Origin of the sequence: Sphingopyxis sp. A083 (assembly GCF_001468495.1) — a bacterium.
GTDB classification, from domain to species: Bacteria; Pseudomonadota; Alphaproteobacteria; order Sphingomonadales; family Sphingomonadaceae; genus Sphingopyxis; species Sphingopyxis terrae.
Window position 1 is genome coordinate 255,412 of record NZ_LNSK01000001.1, and the last position, 23,727, is coordinate 279,138.

Consider the following 23,727-nt stretch of genomic DNA (forward strand, 5'->3'; position numbering starts at 1 on the left):
AATTCAGCGCTCTCGCTTTGACAATCTCAATTGCTCCGGCCACAGCGAGGTGGTGGGCGATTTGACGTCCAGCACGTTTGGCCTGATGAACGTCCGACTAAAGACCCCCTTTCGGCGTGTAAGGCAATGAGATGATCGTATTTCAAGATATGTTCATGGAATCTCGTGGGAAACCGATCGAATATAACGGGCGGACCGTGCAGATGGTGGACAAGGTCAGCATAGGAGACGGTGCCGACGTCAGAATTCGATTTGAACTTATTTCAGCCAAGTGGAAGCAGGGAATCAACCTCACGACAAACGGGCATTTCGTGGTGAATGGCGAGAGGTTCGATAAATCTATCGTGTTGTGGCAGGATACTGCCCCGGTCACCTCCGAATTCCGTGTCAATTCGAGCGACGGCCTGTTGTCAGTGAAAAATGTCTGGGACATGGGCGACGGGGTCATGCAGTCTTGGCGCGGCGGGGGCGCGATGATTGTGGAGGGAGATGCCGGAAGTCGGCGCTATCTTTGCAACGATGGAGAGTTCGACGACGATTTCGACGATCTCATATTCACGCTTGAGATTGGCCAATCCGGTAATTTCACCTAACGCGCGGATGGCAACTCTCAGGCCGTCAGTTATCCGGCGCTACGCCTGGTTTCGGGCGCATAGCCGCCAGTCGTTGTATGAGGGAGCAGGCCCTTGTCTAAAGCCTCAACCTGGTTGGGAAGACGCGCTTTACGGGCTGCGCTCCTTACTCTTGCCATTTGGACGAAGGTGACGACAATGTCCCCATCTGCCGGCGGGGATCAAGAATGCAAGACGGACTTGTCGATCGGATTTACGAATGCTCGGTGGTCCCGGAGGCATGGCCGGCGGTTCTCGACGAGGTGGCGGCGCTCGCGGGATCGGCGGGTGGGCTTCTCTTCTCGGCGCGCAAGGCGCTGAACTGGACAGCTTCCGAGCGAGTAGCCGACGTCTTTGCAGCCTATGTGGAGGAAGGATGGTTCGGCAAATGCAGCCGACGCGTTTGTCTGATGGGCCGCGAGGAGCCCTCCTTTTTCGTCGAGCATGATTTCTGGAGCGACGAGGAAATCGATGCCGATCCGGTGTATCGCGATTTCTTCCGTCCGCGCGGGCTGGGATGGTCGGCGGGAACCGGGGTCCAGGTGTCGACCGGTGACAATATCGTGTTCAGCGTCGAGCGGGCCTTTTCTGAAGGCCCCGTCGCGGCCGAAAGCGTGGCACGGCTCAACCTGCTGCGCCCGCATCTGGCGCGCAGCGCGCTCGTGAGCGCGCGCATGCAGCACAAGCGCGCGCAGGGCGCTGCCGAGGCGCTGACCGCGATGCAACTGCCGGCTTTTCTCCTGCGCGCCGGCGGTGAAGTTGTCGAGATGAGCCCCCTTGGCACCGATGTGTCATCGCTTGTGATATTGGGTGCCCACGGCCGCCTGCGACTGGCAGACAGGCAGGCAGACGCGCTCCTCGACGACGCCTTGGCATCGCTGACCTCGGCACCCGCCATCAGCGCGCGATCGTTTCCGGTGCGCGACGCGGCGGGAACGCCCCGGCAGGTTGCGCATCTGATCCCGGTTCCGCGCGGCGCGCACGATGTTTTTGGGGATTCCTATGCCTTGCTGATGATGGTGCCGGTCGCTTCGGATCGCGTGCCTTCGGCAACGCTGATGAAGTCGCTTTTTGACCTGACGCCGTCGGAAGCGCGCGTTGCCAGTGGTATCGCCCGAGGCGAAACGCCTGAAACAATCGCGGCGTCGGGCGGTGTCGCCATCACTACGGTGCGCAGCCAAATTCGCAGTGTGCTCGAGAAAACGGGTACGTCACGACAGTCCGACCTTGCCGGGCTGCTGGCCCGGCTCGGTGCAACCGCTCCGAACTGATCGAAAAAACTCCGTCCCATCCTCCATCTGGAGGATGAACCGCACGCAGGCTTGGGCTCTATTCGCAATCGCTGACGGCGATCTGCGACCCACAGTCGTCAGCGGGCGGTGCGCTTGACCCATCGGGCCAGGCGCACCGCCGCCAGATCGGCAAAAGTTCAAGACAACAGGTGCGCGCTTAATCGGCTGACCGCATCATTCGCAGCCCGGCTGGTCGCGGCGGCAGCGCTGTTCGCGACTGCCGCCATGGTGACCCCGGTGGCGTTTTCGTCGCAGTTCCGCAAAAATACCAGCATCCTGAAAAAACTACTAGCAGGTAGATAATTTTTGCGGCATAGTTATTCCAACGGCTCGCCATCGACAGAATGGCACCGCGGAGGGAGATTTTGGTGTCACTATCCGACTGCCTTGGGTCGATGCTATGACGGTGGCCGTGTCCAGTGATTCCATGATAAATCCCCGCGCCCCCGGTGCCTCGCTCAAATCCGAGTTCGTTGCCTTCAAGGTCAACCGCATCGTCGAGGCTGCGAGCCATCTTTTTTACGAGCGCGGCTACAGCAGCTGCACCCTCGACAATGTCGCCAGCCAGCTCAGCGTCACGAAGCCCTTTCTCTATTCCTATTTCAGGAACAAGGAAGCGATCCTTGCGGCGATCTGCGAGGTCGGCATCAGCGAGGCCCTCGCGGTGCTTGAGGATGTGCTGGCGCATCGGCATGAGAGCCACCGTGCAAGGCTTGCCGAAGTGGTGCGCAAGGTCGGGCGGATTGTCATCGACCGGCAGGAATATGTCGTCGTCTATCAGCGTGAGATGAAGCATCTCTCCGCCGATGATTACAAGCGCATCCTGCGGTTGCGGCACAGCTTCGATCACCAGATCGGCACGATGATCCGCGAAGGCGTCGCAAGCGGCGAATTCCGCGCCGACATCGATCCGTTCATCGCGGTCTGGATCGGCGGCCTCATCAGCTGGATCCCGACATGGTACTCGCCGACCGGCAAACGCACCGCCGACGAGGTGATCGAATATCTCGTCGAGGCCGCGCTGCGGCTGGCAGGCGCGGAATAGCAAAAGGAATCTGACACAGGCGGAAAACGGAGCGGGTTTCGATACCCGATTGGCCCAAACAGATAATCAAATACTGGCGGGTAGATAATTATAAGCCCGGTATATCAGGGAGAGGCGATATGAATTTCAAGGTCAAGCTACTGCTGTCGGCGGCTGCCACGGCTTCGATTGCCGTCGCAGCGCCAGTGTTCGCCCAGGAAACTGCGCGCGATAGCGGCACCGAGGCCGGCGAGGATGGTGCCATCATCGTAACGGCAACCAAGTCCGGCAAGGCGCTGGAAGATACAGGGGGCTCGATTTCGGTTCTCGGTGCCGGCGACGTCGGCGCGGGCGGTATCGAAGACGCTGGCGATCTCGCCTCGGCGGTGCCCAATGTCTCGGTCGGCGATCAATTCGGCGTCAACCGCACTTTCATTCGCGGCATCGGCCTCACCAGCATCGACCTTGGCGCCGACGGCGCCGTGGCCTTCCTGCAGAATGGCGCGATGATCAGCCGCCCGGCGGCGCAGCTCAGCGGCTTTTACGACGTCCAGCAGATCGAAGTGCTGCGCGGACCGCAGGGCACGACATATGGCCGCGGCGCGACCGGCGGCGTCATCAATATCGTCACCGCGCGGCCGACCTCCCAATTCGGCGGCTATGCCCGTGCCACTTACGGCAATTATGACGCGCGGACGCTCGAAGGCGCGCTGGGGGGACCGATCACCGGCGAAAATTTGATGTTTCGCGTCGCGGGCAAATATGAAAAGCGCGACGGCTACGGCACCAACTTGTTCACCGGCAACCCTGTCGATGACCGCGATGCCTATGCCATTCGCGGATCGCTGCTCGCGAAATTCTCCTCGAACCTTGACCTGCTGATCGTCGCCGATCACTTCAAGGAGGACGACAATAATTATGCCTTCCACTATTTCGGTCCGACCGTGGTTCCCGAAGCGGGGCTGGCGTCGTCGCTCCTCGGCGGCAAAACGATCTTCGACTATTATGCGGCGCGCGGCGAAAAGCCCAACCTGCGCAACATCTACTCCGACGAAGACGCGGTCAACAAGCGTGACGGATCGAGCGTTCAGGGCATTTTGACGTGGGATTCGGGCGATCTCTCGGTGGTTTCCACCACCGCCTACCGCAAGTTCAAGCGTTTCAATCGCGACGATCTCGACGTCAGCGATATCAATGCCTTCGGTCAGAACAACTATACCGAGGACAGCAAGTCGTTCAGCCAGGAGGTCAATTTCACCTACAAGACCGGCGGCTTGTCGCTTTTGGGCGGTGCGACCTATTTCGACGAACGTCTGTTCGGCGAGGTGCGCGTGCCGACCGTCAACCTGGCATCCTATTTCAACATCGTTCTAGGCACCAGTTTCCCCGCCGACCAGTTCGACAATGGCAATTATCTCCAGCGCGGCACCGTCAAGACCAAGGCGGCGGGCGCCTATCTCGAAGCGTCATACGAGCTGCTGCCCGACCTGACGCTGACGGCCGGCGCACGCTATAACTGGGAAAGGCGCAGCGGGGTGGGGCGTTTCACCTTCGAGGCGCAGGGCCTCGATATCCCGACCGACAAGAGCGGCAGCTGGGATGCGATCACGCCCAAGTTCGCGATCGAATATCGCACCCCGGGCGGCACGCTGTTTTACGGTAAGGTCACGCGCGGCTTCAAATCGGGTGTCGTCAACATCGGCAGCATCAACTCGGTCATCGACCCCGAATATGTCTGGAGCTACGAGGCGGGCTTCCGCGGGGAAACCGCCGACCGCAAATTCGGGTTCGCCGGTGCCGTCTTCTATTATGATTACAGCAATCTGCAGGTCGGTTTCGTCAACGCCAACAGCATCGTCGAGACGATCAACGCGGCGTCGGCGCGCAACTACGGGGTCGAGCTCGAAGCCAACTTCCGTCCCGGAGAGAACACCACGATCCGGGTCTACGGCACCTATCTCAACGCGAAATACAAGGAATTCTGCAACGGCTATTATGGGGCGGGCAGTCCCGGCAGGCCGCAGTATCCGGCTTGTCCGACCGACCCGGCCCTCGTCGATCTGTCGGGCAACCGCTTGTCCAACGCGCCCAAATTTACGGTCGCGGCCTTTGCCGACCAGCGTTTCCGGCTCGGTAGCGCCGGCTTCCTCGACCTCTCCGCCGACGTCAATCTGCAGGACGAGGTCTTCTTCACCGAATTCAACAACCGCGACGCGCGGCAGCAGGCGTTCGCGCTGGCCAATGCGAGCATTACCTACCGGTCTCCCGACGAACGCTGGTCGCTCGCGCTGTGGGGCAAGAATCTGACCGACAAATATGCGCTAGCCAACACGATCATCTCCGCGCCGCTGTACAGCTTTGTGTCGGTGGGGTCGCTGCGGCCGCCGCGGACCTACGGCGTGACACTCGGGGTCGATTTCTGATTGGAGTATTGCGGCATGGAGGCAGCGTTCAGTATCGGCCGCTACCGTGTCTTCCGTCTCGAGGAGTGGCAGGGCGGCTTCAGTCCGCCCGAGGCACTCTTCGCGGAATATGAGGACGCTGCCTTCGCCGCCCAGGCGGCGGGTTTCGAGCCCGCCTTCTTTCGTAACGGGATGATCTATGGCTATCTGCAAAGCTGGCTCATCGATACCGGAACCGAGCGGATCGTCGTCGATACCGGTGCGGGCAACGCCAAGGATCGTCCCGGCATTCCGATCTTCGGCAATCTCGCGACGCCATTTCTCGCGGAGCTGGAGGCGGCAGGGTTCGCAGCAGGCGATATCGACACGGTCTTCTGCACGCATCTTCACATCGACCATGTCGGGTGGAACACCGAATGGCGCGAGGACAGCTGGCTGCCGACCTTCCCGAACGCACGCTACCATTTCCCGCGTGCGGACGAAGCGGCCTGGAATCCCGAAAAGCCACTTTATGCGAACCTCGCCGGTGCCGGAGTCAACGCCAATGTCTTCGAGGACAGCGTCCTGCCGATCATCAATGCAGGCCTCGCTGAACTGATCGACGATGGCGCCGAGATCGCCCCCGGGATGCGCGCCTGGACCTTTCCGGGGCACACGCCCGGTCACATGGTCCTCGAAGTCGAGGATCAGGGTCAGGTTGCACTCTTCACCGGCGACATATTGCATCACCCGATGCAGGTGCTGCGCCCCGATTGGAACAGTGTCTATTGCGAGGACAGGGCGCAGGCGGCTGCGAGCCGGCGGCATCTGCTCGAGCGCGCGAGCGCCAGGGGAGCGCGCATCGTCCCCGCGCATTTCGGGGCCCCTCATTCGTTGTTCGTGGAGCGCGCCGATGACGGGACATACCGGCCGCGTTTTGCATAGCATTGATCGAGGCACTGCGATGACCGAGCTTCCCCTGCCGCCCTTTTCGCCCGGCGATGCGTCGCTCAAGGCCGATCCTTACGAAACCTTTGCCCGGCTTCGCGAGCAGGATCCGATCCACCGGTCCGCGCATGGCTATTGGGTGGTCAGCCGCTACGACGATATACGCTCGGTCCTGATGAACCGCGAGGCGTTCGGGCAGGGCGATTTTGTCGAGAATATTCGCCTTTTCTATGGCCCGGATTTCGATGTGATGGGACAGCGAGGCTATAAATGGCTGTCCGAGGTGTTTCTGATGCAAGACCCGCCGCATCATACTCGCGTGCGCGGACTGGTGACGGGGGCCCTGACCGCACGGCGCGTTCGCGCCATGGAGCCGCGTATTCGTGAGATCACCGATCGCTTGATCAACGATTTCGCCGCCGACCGTGAAGGCGATCTGATCGCGCGCTTCGCTTATGAACTTCCGGTCCGCGTCATGTGCGACATGCTCGGCATCGATCCCGAAGATGCCCGTCTCAAAACGGTAATCGATGCCATTGCGCAAAGCTTCATCGTCTTTGAAGCGCGCGCGCTGACCGACGCGGAACTGGCAACCGCGAATAGCCAGATCGCCGTGTTGCAGCAATTTTTCGAGACGCTGTTCGACGAACGAAAGGCGGCGCCCCGGGACGATCTCGCCACCGCGCTGGTCCAGGCCGGAGGCGCCGAGGATGCGCTTTCGCACGATGAACTGGTCACCGTCGCCATCGGCTTGTTCGGGGCTGGCTTTGAGACGACCGCCCACATGATCGGCAACGGCCTGCTCTGCTTCAGCCGCTTTCCCGATCAGTGGCGGCGTCTTGTCGGCGAACCGGAAACCCTTGCTGCAGGCGTGGTCGATGAAGCGCTGCGCTACGAAAGCTCGCTCATTGCAACCTATCGCACCGCGCTGCGAGCAACCGAAGTCCGCGGACAGCCGATCGCGCAGGGCGAGAAGGTTCTCACCCTCATTGGTGCCGGAAACCGTGATCCGCGGCTGTTCGACGATCCCGACCGCTTCGATATCGGTCGCGGCAATGCGGCTCGGCACCTCAGCTTTGGCGGCGGCATTCATTTTTGCGTCGGCGCCGAATTGGCCAGGCTCGAAGGCCGGATCGCCTTCGAAAGGCTGGCGACGCGCTTGCCGGGGCTGACCGTCGATGTCGACGCACCGGCATGGCGCGAGGGATTTCTGTTCCGCGGCATGAGCGCGCTTCGCGCGCAGTGGTGACGCGTCAGGGCGTGACGATGATCTTTCCGATCCGTGTATCCGAGGCGAGAGCGCGTAGCGCCGCAGGGGCGTAGGACAGCGCGAAGCTCTGAGCGATGACAGGCCGGATCCGGCCGCGCTCGGCAAGGCGGAAGATGATGTCAAGAATCGTCCGCACCCGCGCCGGATCGCTTTCGCCAAGATAACGCGCATCCACGCCCGCCAACTCCCCCGACTTGAGCAAAGGCAGATTGGCAGGAAGCCGCGGGATTTCGTCACCCGACGCGAAGCCGACGACCAGGTGCCGACCATGTTTGGCGAGCGAGCGGAAACAGGGCTCGAACAGCGCGCCGCCGACCGGATCGAACACGCGGTCGATCCCGCCAGGATAGCGGGTCTTGAGGTCGGCGCGCCATTCGGGATTGCGATAGTCGAGCACCAGCTCGGCGCCGAGGCCCGCAACATGGCGTATCTTGGCGTCTCCCGAGGCCAGGGCGGCGACGCGGCCGCCGCTGGCATAGGCGAGCTGGACCGCCGCCGATCCCACCCCGCCCGATGCTCCGGTAACGAGCAGCGACTGGCCTGCTTCATAATGGCCGCGATCGAACAGCCCGTAATAGGCCGTCAGGAAGTCGAGGATCAACGCCGAAGCGCCTGCAGCATCAAGGGCATCGGGCACTGCCACGCTGCTTTCGGCGCTGACGATCGCCTGTTCGGCGAGCCCGCCGCCGAATTGCCAGCTCGCGATGCGCTGGCCTTCCGTAAAGCCCTCGACACCATCCCCCACCGCCTCGATGCGCCCGACAATCTCGCCTCCCGGAATGAAGGGCAAAGGCGGCTGCACCTGGTAAAGGCCGCGCATCACGAGTGCATCGACGAAACCGAGCGCGGTCGCTTCGACATGGACGCGCATTTGACCGGGACCCGGCGGGACGCTGGCCCGCTCCTCGATCGTGAAATCCTCGATCGCGCCGAGGCGGCGGCCTTGAAAGACTTTCATCGGTTTCGGCCTCGTCGCCGCCTAACCGGCTTCGGCGCGGGCATTGAGTCCCTCGCTGTCCTGCCGCCCGAAAGCCAGGTCGTCCGCATTGGGCGAGCGTGTCATGCGCCAGAAGGCATCGTTACGCCACGGCGTGATTGCAATCACGCGGCCCTTCGCGTTTCGGTACCAATTCTCGGTCCCAGGATGCGTCCACACAAGCTTCTCATGCGCTTCGTCGATCTGCCGCCGATAGTCTTGGTAAACCTCATCCTTCACCTCAACCGTGTCGGCCCCGCGGGCGGCGCTTGCAAGAACGACTTCGCCCGCAAAATGCATCTGGTTTTCGATGTTGCGGATCATGCTGCCGCCATGGCCCGAACCGACATTGGGACCGAGCAGAATGAACAGATTGGGAAAGCCCGGCACCAGTGTCCCGAGATAGGCAGCGGCGTCATCTTCGCCCCAGATGTCGCGCAGCAACGCGCCGTTCCGTCCGATCACCTCATAGGAGCCGAGAACGCGGGTGGTCTGGAATCCGGTCGCAAGAATGATGACGTCGGCTTCGACCTCGATCCCCGATGACGAGATCAATCGATTGCCTTCCACCCGCGCCAGATGTTCGGGGATCAGCCGGACATTGGGCTTGAGGAGCGTGCGATACCAGCCGTTGTCGAGCAGCATCCGCTTCGCGAAGGGCGGATAGTCGGGAAGCACATCCGCTATCAGGTCGGGCCGTTCGGCCAGCTGCTCCTCGACGTAGCGGGTGAAATGGCGGCGGTGACCATCGTTGATCGCATTGACCGCGCGTTCGGGGTGCGGCCAGTCGGGATCGCGTCGAAGCGTGCCATGGACGCGGTCATTGAACGTCCACGACAGGCGCTGTTCGAGCCAGGCCCGATAGAGCGGCACGGCCTGCATCAGATAGCGCACGCCGTCGGGAACCGATTTGCGGAACTGCGGAAACGGCGCCGCCCATTGTTTCGACCGCGCAAAAAGGGTGAGCGAACGCACCTCGTCGGCAATCGCCGGAGCAACCTGCATGCCCGATGCGCCATTGCCGATCACCGCTACCCGCTTGCCCGAAAGATCGGCGCCTTGCGGCCAGCGGCTGGTGTGGATCACTTCGCCCTCAAAGCCGTCGAGACCTTCGATGCTCGGATATCGGGGGATGTTGAGAATGCCCACCGCGCTGAAGAGGTAGTCCGCGCGATGCGCGGCCGTGCTGCCATCGGGCTTCGAGACCACGACCTCCCACTGCTGCGCGTCGTCGATCCACCGCGCCGACTCGACCTTCGAATTGAACTGTGCGTGCGCCGCCAGCCCATATTCGCGCGCGGTTTCGAGAAGATAATTCTCGATCTCGTCGCGCAGCGGGAAATATTTTGACCAGTCGTTCGGCCGACACGAGAATGTATAGGTCAGCGAAGGCGTATCGACCCCGCATCCCGGGTAGCGATTCTCGAACCAGGTGCCGCCGAAATCCTCGTTCTTCTCGAACAGCACATAATCGATGCCCAGCCGCTGAAGCTCGATCCCGGCGCAAATGCCAGAGATTCCGCCTCCGATCACGATCGCCGACTTGGTCTTGAGCAAGGGCGGTATCGCACGCGGCATCGGCGCGTACAGCATCCCGGCGGCGACGATATCGCCATATTCCTCGGGGACATGCTCGGTCATTGCCACGCTCAGCATCCTGGCGAGATGCGTATTGTCGGGCCGCGGCAGGGCGAGCGGCGTGCCCGTCAGCCAGGCCTTGATTGCCAGCCGTGCGGCTTCGCGCACCTCGCGCTGGATGTCCTCGGGCAGCTGGCCGCTGTCATTGTCATCGAGGCCCGGTGCGCGCGCCGGCCGATAGGGATCTTCGAGCCACTTTTCCTCGCCGGTCATCTGGTGAAGCAGCATCAGCAGGGCAGGGATGTTCGCCTGCTCCACCCCAGATTCCAAAAGCGGCCAGTCGATCCGGTCCGCAGCGATCGGGCGGTCGGTTATCGGTTGGGTCATCTGACAAATATCCTGAAAAAAGCGGAAAAACGGGCGCGTGCGCCGGCCACGACGCCGATGAAGCGAGGGCGGTGCTCCGCTCGCGATGCGGAGGCCGGAAGGATCATGGCGAGAAGGATTCGCGGCGAACCCGCAGGCCAGCCGCCTCGCGATCCCAAGTGTCGTGCGTGACCCCCTCGCGCCGCAGATCGGTCTTCAACACCTTTGCCGACGGCGTCTTGGGCAGTTCGTCCAACACGCGAAAATAGCGCGGGACCATGAAATAGGGCATGGCTTCGATCAGGAATTGCGCGAGCGCGCGGCAGTCAATCGACCGGCCGGGCACCGGTGCGACAATGACCATCACCTCATCCTCTGAATATTCGCTCGGCACGGCGATAGCAGCCGCCTCGCGAACGTCGGGGTGGCGGCAGACTTCGGCCTCGACTTCGAAGGACGAGATATTCTCGCCCCGGCGGCGGATCGCGTCTTTGACCCGATCGACAAAATAATAATAGCCATCCTCGTCACGGCGAAAGGCGTCGCCGGTGTGGAACCAGCCGTTGCGCCACGCCGCCGCGGTCGCCTCGGGGTTCGCATTATAGCCGCTGTTCATCGCCCAGGGCCGGTCGGTGCGGACCAGCATCTCGCCGATTTCGCCGATGGCGACCTCGCAATCGTCGCCGTCGACGAGGCGGACATCCACCCCCGGGCGCACCCGCCCGCAGGTGCCGACCTTCACCGGATTGGCTTCCGACACGATCGGCGAGGAAATCTCGGTCATGTTGAAGATCGTGTAGATATCGATGCCGAACCTCTCGGTGAAGGCGGGCGCATCGCCGGTCAACGGCACCATGAAGGCCTTCTTGACCCCGTGGTCGCGGTCCTGCGCGGCCGGAGGCGCCTTGAGCAGGAATGTAGCCATGACGCCGAGCAGAAAAACGACGGTGGCGCCGGTTCGCTTTGCGACTGCCCAGAATTCGTCGGTCGAAAAATTGTCAATCAGCGCGACCGAAGCGCCGCGCGCGAGCATGACGAACGGCGGCCCCATCCCGCCGATGTGAAAGATCGGCGCGACGCACATATAGCGATCGTCCTCACCCACCATCGGCCAGCTTTCGGGGCCGGCATTCGAGAACATGTGAAGATAGGACGACAGGACGCCCTTCGAGGGACCCGTCGTGCCCGACGTGTAGATGATCGACTGGATGTCCCAGGGTTCGATCGGCCGTTCGAGCGGCAATCCGTCCGAGGGGTCGCCCGCCACATCGTTGTAACGCACCACCGGAAGAGGCGCTTGCGCCACGGTGCCGGTTGTCGTGACGACAAGGCGTTCGAGACCGCCAAGATCGACTTCGGCGAGGCGCGGTACAAGATCGGGGTGAACCAGCAGAAGCCGCGCCGACGCGTTGGCAAGCACATGCTCGAGCAAGCCGCCCCGATAGGCGGTGTTGAAAGGCACGAAGACGGCGCCGAGGTAGTTGATCGCATAAAAGGCCAAAAGCGCGTCGGGTCCATTTGGCAGCCACACCGCCACATGATCGCCCTGCTTGACGCCGAGCGCGCGCAGGCCGGCGGCCTTGGCGCGAACGCGGGCGTGGATGTCAGCAAAGCTCCATTCGGACCCGTCCGGAAAGACGATATGGGCCTTGTCGGGCCGCTCGGCCGCCCAGCGGTCGAGCAGGTAGCGCAGCACGCATTCGTCGCGATTGGGAATGCGCGGATCCTGAAAATCTCGCGCGCGCGCAGCGTCCGGCATAGTCAGCCCCCTCTCTTCCTTGGCTATCGTTTCGGTTGCCGACATCGTCAGGCGGCGCGCCGAAGGATTTCGAGGATGTCGGCGGCCGAGGTGACCGGCCGGGGATTGGTGCGGCCCCAGATGTCGAGAAGCGTATATTCGGCGACCTGCTGGAAGCGGCTTTCGTCTACTCCCACATCGCTCAGCCTCCGCGGCATTCCCAGCCCCGCGATGAAGGCATCGAGCGCTGCCGAAGCGCTCGCATGCTCGCCCCCGAGTACCGCGAGCGTGCGCGCCTGACGGCTTGCATCATGCTCGGCGTTCCACGCCAGGACATAAGGCGACATCACGCAGGAGGTATATCCGTGCGGGACATCGCAGGTGCCGCCCAGAATATGGCCAATTGCGTGGCTTGCACCCATCGGAACGCCGCCGATGATGCTGATCATCGACTGCCATGCGCCGATCTGGCATTTAAGGCGACCTTCGAGATCGCCCGGATCCGCCTTCACGCGCGGCAGCCCCTCGACAAGCAGTCGCAGGGCGCTTTCGGCAAGACCGTCGGCAAAGTCGTTCGACTGGTAGGAGGACAAGGTCTCGACCGCATGGTCTACCGAACGAACGCCGGTCGAGAGCCAGAGCCATTCGGGCGTGTGGCGCGTGATGGCGGGATCGAGAACGACCATGACGGGCGCCATGTTGCGGTGCTCATAGCCCTGCTTGTGCTGGGTGACCTCGTCGGTGGCGCCCGACAGCGCGTTGAACTCTCCGCCGGAAAGCGTGGTCGGCACGCAGATGACCGGAATATCGGGACCGATCGTGATCGGGTTGATCACCTCGCCTGCATCGGTGACAAAGGTGCGCAGGGGTTCGAACGCCTCGACGCTTCGCACATCATGCTTGATCAGCAGGGCGACGATCTTTGCACTGTCGGTGACCGAACCTCCGCCAACCGAGACGATCAGGTCGGCACCCGCGGCGCGTGCGGCATCGGCGGCCTTGAGGACATCGCTGCGCGGTGCGTGCGGCGCGATCCCGCTGAAGGTTGCGGCGTGGCGGTCGCCAAGCGCCGCCTCGATCACGCCGATTTCGCCGGTTTGTTCGCGCAGCGTCGTCGATGCCAGCAGAAAAACCTTGTTGCACCCCATCTTGGCGGCCTGGTCGGCAATCGCCTCAGCCGTGGGGGCGCCCATGGTAACCCGCTCGGTCCGGGTGAAGCGCAATTCGCTCGGGGTGATCTCAGACATGATCTCGCTCTCCTCTGATCGTCCGGTCTGCGCCGGTCTGGTGAATCAGATAGTGACAGGAGAAGCGTATACTGGCTAGTATATTTTTCAACTGATGGGAATATGGGCGCCGAGCCCGCGAGGGGAGACGGATAACAAGCCTATGATAGAAAAAGAAAATGGTTCTGCGCCGCCGGCTGCCGGTATTCGGATTCTGGAATTTTCCGGGCTTGGCCCGACGCCTTTTGGCGCCATGTTGCTCGCCGATCTGGGCGCCGACATCCTGCGCATTGAACGCTTTGGCGCCGGGCGCCCGCTTGGCGGCGATCCGCAATTCGACTTTCTCTATCGCAACCGCCCCTCGGTGGCGGTCGACCTGAAATCGCCCGACGGACGCAATCTCGTTCGCGACCTGGCGATGAAGGCAGACGTTCTTATCGAAGGGTATCGCCCGGGCGCGATGGAACGGCTCGGAATCGGTCCCGAAATACTCTGCGAAGTCAATCCGCGTCTGATTTATGCGCGCATGAGCGGGTGGGGGCAGGCCGGCCCTCTGGCGTCGCGCGCAGGACATGACATCAACTATCTCGCGCTCGCCGGCGCCCTCTATCCTATCGGGCCAAGTAACGCGCCGCCGACGCCGCCGCTCAATCTGGTCGGTAACTTCGGCGGCGGCGGCACATTCCTCGCCATGGGGGTGCTCGCTGCGCTGGTCGAGCGGCAGCGATCGGGCAAGGGCCAGATTCTCGACGTGGCGATGGTTGACGGCATTTCGGTTCTGCTGACCCAGATGGCGGGCTGGATGCAGATGGGCCTGTGGAACCGGGAGCGCACCGGCAATCTTCTCGACGGAAGCGCCTATTTCTATCGCTGCTATGAAGCCGCCGATGGCCGGCACATCGCCGTCGGCGCGCTTGAGCGAGAGTTCCATGATGCGTTTTTGGTGGGGCTTGGCCTCGACCCCGGGGATTTTCCCGACTATCTCAACCCCGACGTCTGGCTCGACCGCACGCGCCGGATCGAGCCGATATTCCGCTCGCGTTCGCAGCGCGAATGGTGCGCGATTTTCGATCGGCTCGATGCCTGCGTCTCGCCAGTGCTGACCTTTGACGAGGCGGCCGATCATCCCGCAAATCGCGCGCGTGAAGCGCATGTTCATTCGGGCCGCTCGTTGCAACCGGCACCCGCGCCGCGATTTTCGCGGTCCACCCTCCGGTCACCGGGTCCCGTGGTTTCGAGACCCGATTTGCTGGGCAGCCTGACCGACTGGGCTGTAAGCGAAAATGAGATCCGGTCGCTGCAGCAAAAGGCCATCATAGAATAGCCGCGCGGATTTCAGCCGCCGCCCGAAAATTGATCTCCGCCGGGCTCCTTCTGCCGACAGGCATTCGGCGCTCAGATGCGCATTGTCGCGTCCCAAATGGTGTCGGTGTCTTCGGATGATTGCTTTCGGTAGATGCCCGCAATCGGTCCGGGCTCGTTGCAGCCGATTATCCGAAGAGAGCTTCAGATCGAGAGCTTCGCGTCCCCCTCGACAATGCGCTGTTCGAGCCTGGGCCGTGCCCCTGGCTGCCACATTTGGGCGTGGTGCGAGACGCGGTAGCGAAGCGGACCGCCATCGGGGGTTTTCGCCCGCGCGATCGGGCGCACGATGCACACGAACTCGGTTTCGATGGTGTCGGGCCCTGCGCTGACAACAGCATAGCCGTGACCGGCCATGTCGACGAATTCGAGATGGGGCGCAACGTCGGGATTGGTCAGCGCCCGGGCGGCTTCGATGTCGCCGCTCGCCGCATATTCCAGCGCCGAGCGCACCCCACGCTTGATTGTGAGGTTGATCGTGTGCTCGGGCGGAGCGCCTTCGACCTTTCGAACATAGAGCGGGCGCAAGGCCGATTCCTTGAAGAACTCGGCAGCTTCGCCAAGACCGGGAGCGGATATCGAACCGGTGATGAAGCTGAGCCCGACCGGCGCAAATCCCGCGGGCGGCAGGGCAGGCGCTGCATAACCCGCCCAGAAGCTGTGGCGGTCGCCGGAAACGGTAACGAAGCCCGGGATCTTCTCGTCGCGAACGAGATCGTAGATTTCGGCACGTTCGGCGAAGGCTCCGCTCATATCGCCGCCGCCAAAGGTGCCATAATCCCTGCCCGGCCATCGGTCTTTCACCAGCCCCGCCGGAAGATTCTGTGGATCGGTGCGCATGTCGAGCGTGCCGTTGGTCGCGCCCCAGATCTTCCAGGTCGCAGTCGACTGGGTCAGCCGCGCCTTGAGCCACGCCTTTTGTTCCCGGCCGAGCACAGTATGGGCGGGTTCGTCCTTGCGATAATTGGGAATGCTCTTGTCGCCGATCGCAATGATCGCAGGCGGCTTGCCGCCCGCATAATCCCGCCCGCCGTCGACGATTTCCAGCCACTCTTGCGGGATCACCGGATAGTCGCCGGAGTCGAGCGCCGCCGCCTCGGGCCGATCGGTGGGGTCCGCCGCCTTGTAACTGTGCAGGTCGGTCAGGATCAGATCGACATGCTTGCCGTACCGCAGCGCGCGGTAGGCTGTCATGCTGCCGACCGCGATGCGGTTGTTGGTTTCGGTGCCAAAGCCATCGTCGTCGAAGGTGTCGATCGCCGCCTTTTCGACGGCCGGCGGGCTGAACTGCTCCAGCGCGGCGCCCGATGCCTTGCGGACGCGCGAGGGAATATATTCCCACCATGCTTGGTTGGCCGCGACGCGCAGCGGCTGCGCGGGTTCGACGGCGGCGCCATATTTGATGAAGCTCTGCCAGCCCTGCCAGGAGAATTCGTGATTGTCGCCCATGCACACGAAGGGAAGATAGGCCCGGGCGTCCTGGATATCGGGATCGTCGATATGCGCGCGATAGACGTGGCGGTAGCCGGCGAGATTGGTGGGCACATAGAAATTGCCGACCTTGCGCGCGTCGGGAATGTGGCCGAGATCATAGACCGTGCGCGAATAGCGGTGCGGGACTTCTTCGGGATATTCGACCACTTCGTAGATGAAGTCGCCGAGATGGAGCACAAAGCCGAGCTTGCGGTCGGCCGCCGCGCGCTGATCCTCCCAGATCATGCGGGCGTAGGCGTTCTGCGCGCCTTCGTTGACGCTGTTGCAGGACACGAAGGCAAAGCGAACGGGTCGCGGGTCGTTGGCGCGCGGTGCCGTGATCGTCCGCCCGATCCGGCTGCCCGCACCTTTGTCGTCGATAAAGCGGTACCAATAGACCGTCGCCGGCGAGAGCCCGCCGACCAATACCCGGCACGTCCAGTCGGCGGCGGCCAGCACCGGCGTGCGCGCCGCCGCGACGACGCGGCGAAAGTCCGGATCGAGCGCCACCTCGACGGTCAGTTCATGACGGTCGCCCACGTCGAACGGCCGCCGAGTCCACAGGACGATGCTATGGTCGTCCGGGTCGCCCGACGCCACACCCTGGGGAAAGAGGCGGCGATCCTCTCGCCATGCCATTTGCGAGGGCGCCGCGGACAGACGCGATGCCCAGATGCCGCTGACCCCGATCGAAGCCGCACCCGCCATAAATTGCCGCCGATCCATCGCTTGTCCCCCTCCTGACCCGTGCCGATCACGTCGTGATGCAACCTCTAGCCGGGTTGGCCGGACCCGAAAGATTTAGGTCACGAGCGCCCCTGACTTTTCGACCAAGGTTGGAATGCGAGTGTCGCGTGGCTGGCAGAAGGGCAGACGGCGGCGTCCGGATGCGTATCTAAGGGGCCTAGGAGAACCCGGGTCGGGAGTTTATCCCGCGCGCGCAGCCTGGCTTTCACGATGACGGTCGCGCAATCGAAATGGGAAGAGCGGAGATCCGGGTTGGCGGCCGCGGCCCCCATGCCGAACGGATCGCTCTTGCTGACTTTCACCGAAAAGAGACCATCCTCCAGGCACGATCGGAAGACGGCTGCAAATCCGCGTTCCATTCGAGGACATCAAGCTGGGAACAGCCTTGCGTGTGCAACGGATCTTTGAAGGCAAACTGCTTCGCCTCGTCGAGGCTGGCGGCAATCAATATATAGGCGCCGCCGGATTGGTCGGTGAAGGGGCCGGCGCATTCGAGCCGCCCTGCATCGCGCAGGCGGTCGAGATAGGCATAGTGCTCCCCAAGCACTTCTCCACGAAATTCCGGCGTTCGCCGTGAAAGGACGAGGTACTTCATCATCAGGTTCCTTTTCTTTCGGCGATGGCGGACGAAATCCAGTCTTTCATTGCTCAAATCTTTCTGCTCAGGGTCAGAACGTCAGCAAGACGGAACCGGTGGTTCGTCCGGCCTCGAGGGCAGAATGCGCCTTGGCCACGTCGGCCAGGTCAAATTGCGCTCCGATCTCCACGTGCAGTCCGGTTTCCAGTTCTTCGAACAATTCGGCCGCGGCTTTCCGATAGGAATCAAGGTCGGCCATATAAGCAAGGACGCTAGGCCGGGCCAAGGCGAGCGACCGCCGCGGGCCCAGTTCGGATATATCGATTGCCGGGAGCGACCCCGAGGCTTGGCCCGCACTGACCACCAGGCCAAAAGGTCGGACGCAATCGAGGGTTCGCAGCAAGACGTCGCCCCCGATACCGTCGAAGGCGACATCGACGCCCCGGCCGCCGGTGATATCCCGAACCTCGCGGACAAAATCGCCCTCTTTGTAAAGCACCGCATGGTCGATGCCGAAGCTCTTCGCCAGCGCCGCCTTTTCGGGCGAGCCGACGGTCCCGATGACGCTTGCTCCGAGTTTGCGCGCCCACTGGCTCAATATCAGACCAAGGCCGCCCGCGGCGGCATGAATGAGGATGATATCTCCGGGCGAGATGCGTGCGACGCGCGTCAGCAGCATGTGCGCCGTGATACCGCGCAACATGGAAGCCGCGGCGACCGTATCCGAGATATGTGACGGGAGCGGCACCGCCCGGTTTGCCGCCAGCAGGCGCGTTTCGGCATAGCCGCCCATCGGCAGGCCCGCCCAAGCGACCCGGTCGCCCGGGCGAAGATGGGTGACGCCATCGCCTAGAGCTTCGACCACGCCGGCCCCTTCGACACCAAGGACGGCGGGCAGGTGGGCGACGGGGTAGAGACCGGTCCGGTGATAGATATCGACATAATTTACCCCCGCCGCGGTTTGACGGAGGCGGATCTCGCCGGGACCAGGATCGCCGACATGCTGGTCATCGACGCGCAGAACAGCCGCATCCCCCACGGCGTGCATTTTCACCACTCGTGCCATCTTCTCGCTCCTTCGCTTTGGAAGCGGGCTGTTTAGGACATGGGCACGCGCACAGTAATTCCTTTAGTATGCCCAGTTATTGTGCAAAAATGCACAAATGCAGTGGGATGATCTGAAATATTTTCTGGCGCTTTTCCGGTCGGGGACGCTCTCGGCCGCGGCCCGCACTCTGGGAGCCGAACACAGCACGGTCGCGCGCCGTATTGCGTCGCTCGAAGAAGGGCTTGGCATGCGTCTGTTCGAACGGTCCGGTCGCGGATTCAGCCTTACGGCCGAAGGCGAAGCGATCGCGGATATTGCGGCGCGCGTCGAAGAGGAAACGCTCAACATCGCGCGCGTGGCGCAAGGCCGGCAGTCCGATCTGGCAGGCGTCGTGCGGATCAGCGCGCCGCCCACATTCGCCAGCCAATTTATCGCGCCCCGCCTGACGGCGCTGCGGCGCCGATATCCCGGGATCGAGCTCGAACTTGCCGGCGACAGCCGCGCCATCAGCCTGTCGCGCCGGGATGCCGATATCGCCATCCGCCTCAGTCGGCCGACGACGGGTTCGATCGTGGCGCGGCGGATCGGAACGATGGCTTTCGGCCTTTATGGCCAGCGGGACTATCTTGCGAAAACCGCAGCCTGCGACCAAGATTTTCTCGGCTATGACGATAGCCTCGATCATGTGCTCCAACAGCAATGGTTGCGACGGCTGGAGGCGGACTTGCGCTTGGCATTTCGCAGCAACGAATTGGCCACGCTGCACGAAGCGGCGGCTGCCGGGATAGGTTTGGCGGTTCTGCCGCGTTTTCTCGGCGATCCCGACGAGCGGCTCGCGCTGGTAGCCAAACCCTCACCGCCGCCGAGCCGCGAGCTTTGGCTGCTTGTTCATTCCGATCTTCGTCGGTCTCCGCGTATCCGTGCGGTCCTCGACCATCTTGTGGACATTGTCCTTGCCGGTCGCGCGATACTCGATCCCGAGGGCGCAGCGAGCGATTAAAAGGCGATGACGGCCAGATCTGTGGGCAGTTCCCTATGCCGCGTAGCGACGCCGGATGTTGCGGGTCCGGTCCACCCGCCGGGGTTGTCGAGAATATCGAGCGACGGCGCATAGCCTTCCAGCCGGAAGCTGCGAAAAGCGAAGGGCAGACCGTCTGCACCCAACGGCGAGGCTGCATCGGCGACATGGATATGAAGGTGCGGAGCATCGGATTGCCCCGAGTTGCCGAGCGCCGCGAGCACCTCGCCCACGCGCACCCGCTCGCCTTCCTTCACTCTTATGCTGCCGGGCTTGAGATGTCCGTAAAGGACGCGCTTTCCGCCCGGCAGCCGAAGGACGATATGATTACCGGCAATCGTATCGAGGCCGATCTTGATGGAAGGCGGGGCCAGGGGTGGGTTGTCGGGCAAGCCATCAAGAATGCGCTCGACGACCGCGTCGGCGACGGCGAGAACCGGTTCGCCATATCCGGCCCAACTTTCGTTCTTCGACGGATCGCCCGTAAAGGCACGGCCATGCGCATCGATCTTCACGAAGTCGATTGCATAGCGCTGCGCGATCCGGGCTTGGCCATCCACGACCGCGATCGTTCGGCGGTGGTCGGAATCGTTCGACAGCGCATTGGCCGCGAGCCAGTGGCCCGGCCCAAGCGGCGCGTTCACCACGAGCGGAGCCTCGCTGCTCACCGTCAGTGGCGGGGCCTTCAGAATAGTGCGCGATGGGTCGGGCGGCCCGCTTGATGCCGATGCCACATGGATATGGTGACCGAGGCGCAACCCGGCCCCTGTTCCCTTGGGAACCGCCGTGTCGAAATAGACAACGACAAAGCCGCCAGGCCCGATCTGGAGACGATCGGCGTCCTCCTTCTGCTGTCCGGGCGTCGCAATCATCGTCGCCAAATCCTTCGCCGCAAATGCGCCGAGTGGACGGCCGCCGTTGCTGTCGAGGACGTCGATTTCCGTCAGGACGATCGTGCGCCCCGAATAGTTGGTCAATCGCATCTCGTAGAGAAGATGGTCGCGGCCGGACGCCTCGACCGGCGCGGGCGGTTTGCCGAACTGAACGTCAAGGGGGACCACCGAGGGCGCCGACTCTTGACGGGCGGCGGCAATCTCACCGCCCAACAAGGAAAGCGCTATGGTGCTGCATAGCAGCGACAAGGCGAACTTCACCCGAGCCATAGTCCCGATACTCCCATCACTTTGCCGCCAAACCGACATCCGCTCAACGCCGCGTAAATGCCGGCAGATCGCCGATCTGCCGATGGAATCGGGCGATTTCGCTAGCCTCGCCGGGCGTAAGCTTCGCCCTCGTCACGGCATCGTCGATGCTCGAAAAACGCGCGCTGTCGCGCGCCTGGATCAGCCGCGATGCGAGATCGCGATTGCCTGCGAGGAGATAGGCCAGGCTGGTAGCGTCGGCCGTATTGAGGTCGACCACCAAGGGTTCGGCCATTTTCTCGTCCCACGGCGCCGCGGGAATATGGACGTCGGGGTTCGTGATCCAGAGTTCCGGAGCGAGATCGGCATCGAGTGCGAGCTTGCCCGCCGCGACTTGATCGGTGGCTGCGGCGAAGGCCTGGCGATAGAGCGGCAAATCGCGAAGAAAGTCGGCAAGCTTGCCATGCGCACCCGAACAGGAAAGCCGGGCAGTGGCGTCGCGCAAGTCCGCGCTCGCCGTCGCGCCGCCGGTGGCCTCGAGAAAGATACGCGTGACCTGCTTTTCGTCGTCGGGATAGAGCCGGGCCCAGTCGCGAACCAGATCGATCAGCGGCGCGCGGCCATGCCAGTCCGCGCGCCGAGCGAGAATCGTGAACAGCTTTTCGTAGCGAGCGAGCAAAGCCTCGCGCGTCATGCTTTCCGCGAGAAGCCGGTAGAAGATGGTCGCGGCGACGCCTTCGGACGCCATCTGCGCCTCGCCCGATCTGACGCTGCAGGGGTCTAATGAATAATCGGTTTGCGCGAGGCGCCATCCCTCGATCCCCGAAGCTTGCGGGTCCGATCGGGCCGATCCGAAGAGAAAGCCGCCTTGCGGGATCGCCGTCTCGCGCAGCCAGGTCTCGCGGCGGCTGAGCCAATAGTCGGCGGGCGATGGCGCCATGAACCGCGCGCGGGCGCGAAACCCCTCCGATGCCGTCAATGCCAGCGCCAGGGGCTGGAAATGTTCACCGAAACCCTCGTCGAAGGCGGTCGTTGGATCGGTGACGACTAGCACCGAATGGCCATTTCGCGACAGCGTCGGCGGGATCGGGCCAAGGAGCCGGCGCAAAAGCACATGGCCGAATTCATGCGCGAGCACCTCTTCGAACTGGCCGTCGGCGATACTGGCTTCATCGACCGTGAGATCGATGAAATAGTCGCGGCAAAGTGCGCGGCGCCCCTTGCCGTCCTCGATGAACAGATCTTTGCGGGCGAAGCCGCCGTCTTCGTCGGAAAGATAGACGATGATGCCGCCGCCGATCGAGGGGCAGTCGAACGTCTGCCGGCTTCTGGCCCGCGCCATCCGATCGAGATCGGGAAGCAGGGCAGCGACCCCGCTCGCCGTCGCTGCGAGTAGCCTGCGTTTCAACGGGCCTTCGGCGATCGGCATGCCAACCGGCAGCTCCCGGCCATCGGACAGCCGCTCGGTGATGGCCTGGCCCGCCGCATCCCGTGCCGGGACGAGAAAGGTCATTCCACCGTCGAGCGCGTGCGCCGGCGCCGCAACGTAGAGTCCGAGAAAGGTCAGCGTTGAAAGAATATATTTGAACATCGCGGTTTTCGACTCGCAGGCCGTCCGAATGGCCATGCTGTATTGCTTGATTAACACAGGTGCAAGGCTTGGAATCGCGTTCGTGGCGCCAATTCGCGGTCGCTCGCGAGGCGGGAATTGATGATCTGGGCGTCGATGGCCCATCCCGAATCTCGGCCCTCGGACCAGTGGACGAGGCTGGAGAAGCAGCGCCGCCACGCCCGGCGTTGAAAGAACGTCCGCGCCGAGCAGCCGTTTTGCGGCGTTGGCGTTGCGGCTTTTCTCGCCTGAACGCGCGCCAGTTTACGGATATTCGACCGTCACCGGAATGCGGCCGCGATAGTCGCCGTCGGTGGCGCCGGCGACCTGCAGCCGTCCGCCGAAGCGGAAGACGAGGCGGCCGTCGGGGCCGAGGCGCGGCGCGGCGCCCAGGTCGGTGGCCAGCCCGGTCACCCGCGCGCTTGCGCCGCTGCCGCTCTCCAGATCGACCGACGGGGGCAGGGTGACGCGCACTTCGGCGCCGGGCTCGCCGCTGACGGTGACGACGCCGGTAACCGCAAAGCCGCCGAGGTCGCGCACGTCGCCGCGCAGGCGGCGCGCGCCGGTCAGCGGATCGATCTCGACCTCGCCGCCGCTCGCGCCGACTGCGAGGCGGCCCATGTCGAGTTGGGTGTCGACCTCGACGCGCAGCGGCATGCTCGCCTTGCGCGCTGCAATCGCGGCATCTTTGCCGTCCTGACGGCACAATTGGCACTGGGCGGCCAAGGGGGGCGGCAGCGCGCCGACCAGCAGGAGGATAAGGAGGAGACGCATTATCACCCCTTCGCCATAGCGCGATCGTGGTTAATCGGCGGTAAAGCCGCCCACGCTACCCCTTGCGGGGGCGCGGCATCGCGCCGATATTCAGGCCATCATGCGGCGCCTTTCCCCACCCCGTGCGCCGCCGAGGAGTAGCCCATCATGACCGACAAGCAACTCGACCCGATGGCCCATCATGTGCTGCGCGAAGGCGGCACCGAGCGCGCCTTCACGGGCAAATACACCGATTTCAAGGGCGACGGCCTCTATCGCTGCGCCGGCTGCGGCACGCCGCTATTCGACAGCCGCACCAAATATGACAGCGGTTCGGGGTGGCCGAGCTACACCGCGCCCGCCAGCGACGCATCGGTCAGCGAACATCGCGACATGAGCCATGGCATGATCCGTACCGAAGTGCGCTGCGCCAAGTGCGAGGGGCATCTGGGCCATGTCTTTCCCGACGGCCCCGGGCCGACGGGGCTGCGCTATTGCATCAACAGCGCGGCGCTTGACTTCGCCGACCGCGGGCAGGATGAGGCGGGGACCGGCGAAGGCTGATCCCCGCCGGGCCGGCTGCCGCAT

The 23,727-nt window shown here is 63.3% G+C and carries 19 protein-coding genes; 9 read left to right on the plus strand and 10 right to left on the minus strand.

Features of this window, described 5'->3' with window-relative positions; all coding sequences use genetic code 11:
* Positions 1 to 131: 131 nt before the first annotated feature.
* The 6 genes from ATE59_RS01285 to ATE59_RS01310 all read left to right on the plus strand — a co-directional run bounded on the left by ATE59_RS01285 (position 132) and on the right by ATE59_RS01310 (position 7,505).
* Entirely contained in the window at positions 132 to 593 is a 462-nt protein-coding gene (locus tag ATE59_RS01285) for a hypothetical protein (protein ID WP_058810939.1), read from the plus strand.
* Positions 594 to 838: 245 nt separating this feature from the next.
* Entirely contained in the window at positions 839 to 1,882 is a 1,044-nt protein-coding gene (locus ATE59_RS01290) for a helix-turn-helix transcriptional regulator (RefSeq protein ID WP_231737138.1), read from the plus strand.
* A gap of 448 nt (positions 1,883 to 2,330) precedes the next feature.
* Positions 2,331 to 2,948 carry a TetR/AcrR family transcriptional regulator gene (locus ATE59_RS01295; RefSeq protein ID WP_003046902.1) on the plus strand — a complete coding sequence of 206 codons (618 nt, stop codon included), beginning with the start codon at positions 2,331 to 2,333 and terminating at the stop codon, positions 2,946 to 2,948.
* A gap of 119 nt (positions 2,949 to 3,067) precedes the next feature.
* On the plus strand, positions 3,068 to 5,350 hold the full coding sequence (locus ATE59_RS01300; RefSeq protein ID WP_058810941.1) for a TonB-dependent receptor: 2,283 nt from the start codon (positions 3,068 to 3,070) through the stop codon (positions 5,348 to 5,350).
* A 15-nt stretch (positions 5,351 to 5,365) separates the two neighbouring features.
* Positions 5,366 to 6,253 carry an MBL fold metallo-hydrolase gene (locus ATE59_RS01305; RefSeq protein ID WP_058810942.1) on the plus strand — a complete coding sequence of 296 codons (888 nt, stop codon included), beginning with the start codon at positions 5,366 to 5,368 and terminating at the stop codon, positions 6,251 to 6,253.
* Positions 6,254 to 6,272: 19 nt separating this feature from the next.
* Positions 6,273 to 7,505: a cytochrome P450 gene (locus ATE59_RS01310; protein WP_003046894.1), complete on the plus strand. Its 1,233-nt coding sequence runs from the start codon at positions 6,273 to 6,275 to the stop codon at positions 7,503 to 7,505.
* A 4-nt stretch (positions 7,506 to 7,509) separates the two neighbouring features.
* On the opposite strand, the gene ATE59_RS01315 is transcribed toward ATE59_RS01310, so the two are convergent.
* The 4 genes from ATE59_RS01315 to ATE59_RS01330 all read right to left on the minus strand — a co-directional run bounded on the left by ATE59_RS01315 (position 7,510) and on the right by ATE59_RS01330 (position 13,431).
* The gene (locus tag ATE59_RS01315; protein ID WP_058810943.1) at positions 7,510 to 8,484 is read right to left on the minus strand and encodes an NADPH:quinone oxidoreductase family protein; all 975 of its coding nucleotides are present in this window, start codon (positions 8,482 to 8,484) and stop codon (positions 7,510 to 7,512) included.
* Between the two features lie 21 nt (positions 8,485 to 8,505).
* On the minus strand, positions 8,506 to 10,467 hold the full coding sequence (locus tag ATE59_RS01320) for a flavin-containing monooxygenase (RefSeq protein ID WP_058810944.1): 1,962 nt from the start codon (positions 10,465 to 10,467) through the stop codon (positions 8,506 to 8,508).
* A gap of 103 nt (positions 10,468 to 10,570) precedes the next feature.
* Entirely contained in the window at positions 10,571 to 12,205 is a 1,635-nt protein-coding gene (locus ATE59_RS01325) for an AMP-binding protein (RefSeq protein WP_058810946.1), read from the minus strand.
* 47 nt (positions 12,206 to 12,252) lie between these two features.
* Entirely contained in the window at positions 12,253 to 13,431 is a 1,179-nt protein-coding gene (locus ATE59_RS01330; protein ID WP_058810949.1) for an iron-containing alcohol dehydrogenase, read from the minus strand.
* A 142-nt stretch (positions 13,432 to 13,573) separates the two neighbouring features.
* On the opposite strand from ATE59_RS01330, the gene ATE59_RS01335 reads away from it, so the two are divergent.
* Positions 13,574 to 14,734 (plus strand): CaiB/BaiF CoA transferase family protein, encoded by a 1,161-nt coding sequence (locus ATE59_RS01335; RefSeq protein WP_058810951.1) that lies wholly within the window; start codon positions 13,574 to 13,576, stop codon positions 14,732 to 14,734.
* A 182-nt stretch (positions 14,735 to 14,916) separates the two neighbouring features.
* Here ATE59_RS01335 and ATE59_RS01340 read toward each other — a convergent pair whose 3' ends face one another.
* From ATE59_RS01340 to ATE59_RS01350, 3 genes are all read right to left on the minus strand, one after another.
* Positions 14,917 to 16,953, minus strand: a complete 2,037-nt coding sequence (locus ATE59_RS01340; protein WP_231737140.1) for an alkaline phosphatase D family protein — start codon at positions 16,951 to 16,953, stop codon at positions 14,917 to 14,919.
* A gap of 337 nt (positions 16,954 to 17,290) precedes the next feature.
* Complete coding sequence (locus ATE59_RS01345) at positions 17,291 to 17,590, minus strand: YciI family protein (protein WP_058810956.1); 300 nt, start codon at positions 17,588 to 17,590, stop codon at positions 17,291 to 17,293.
* Between the two features lie 70 nt (positions 17,591 to 17,660).
* Entirely contained in the window at positions 17,661 to 18,635 is a 975-nt protein-coding gene (locus tag ATE59_RS01350; RefSeq protein WP_058810959.1) for a quinone oxidoreductase family protein, read from the minus strand.
* 97 nt (positions 18,636 to 18,732) lie between these two features.
* On the opposite strand from ATE59_RS01350, the gene ATE59_RS01355 reads away from it, so the two are divergent.
* On the plus strand, positions 18,733 to 19,617 hold the full coding sequence (locus ATE59_RS01355) for a LysR family transcriptional regulator (protein WP_058810962.1): 885 nt from the start codon (positions 18,733 to 18,735) through the stop codon (positions 19,615 to 19,617).
* Here ATE59_RS01355 and ATE59_RS01360 read toward each other — a convergent pair.
* From ATE59_RS01360 to ATE59_RS01370, 3 genes are all read right to left on the minus strand, one after another.
* Positions 19,614 to 20,837 (minus strand): M23 family metallopeptidase, encoded by a 1,224-nt coding sequence (locus tag ATE59_RS01360; RefSeq protein WP_082657254.1) that lies wholly within the window; start codon positions 20,835 to 20,837, stop codon positions 19,614 to 19,616. The genes ATE59_RS01355 and ATE59_RS01360 overlap by 4 nt on opposite strands.
* A gap of 4 nt (positions 20,838 to 20,841) precedes the next feature.
* Positions 20,842 to 22,368, minus strand: coding sequence for a hypothetical protein (locus tag ATE59_RS01365; protein WP_086457532.1), 1,527 nt, complete (start codon positions 22,366 to 22,368; stop codon positions 20,842 to 20,844).
* Between the two features lie 282 nt (positions 22,369 to 22,650).
* Complete coding sequence (locus tag ATE59_RS01370; protein WP_058810967.1) at positions 22,651 to 23,160, minus strand: DUF4402 domain-containing protein; 510 nt, start codon at positions 23,158 to 23,160, stop codon at positions 22,651 to 22,653.
* Between the two features lie 147 nt (positions 23,161 to 23,307).
* Here ATE59_RS01370 and msrB point away from each other — a divergent pair, with 147 nt between their 5' ends.
* The gene (msrB, locus tag ATE59_RS01375) at positions 23,308 to 23,703 is read left to right on the plus strand and encodes a peptide-methionine (R)-S-oxide reductase MsrB (protein ID WP_003046857.1); all 396 of its coding nucleotides are present in this window, start codon (positions 23,308 to 23,310) and stop codon (positions 23,701 to 23,703) included.
* Positions 23,704 to 23,727: the final 24 nt, after the last annotated feature.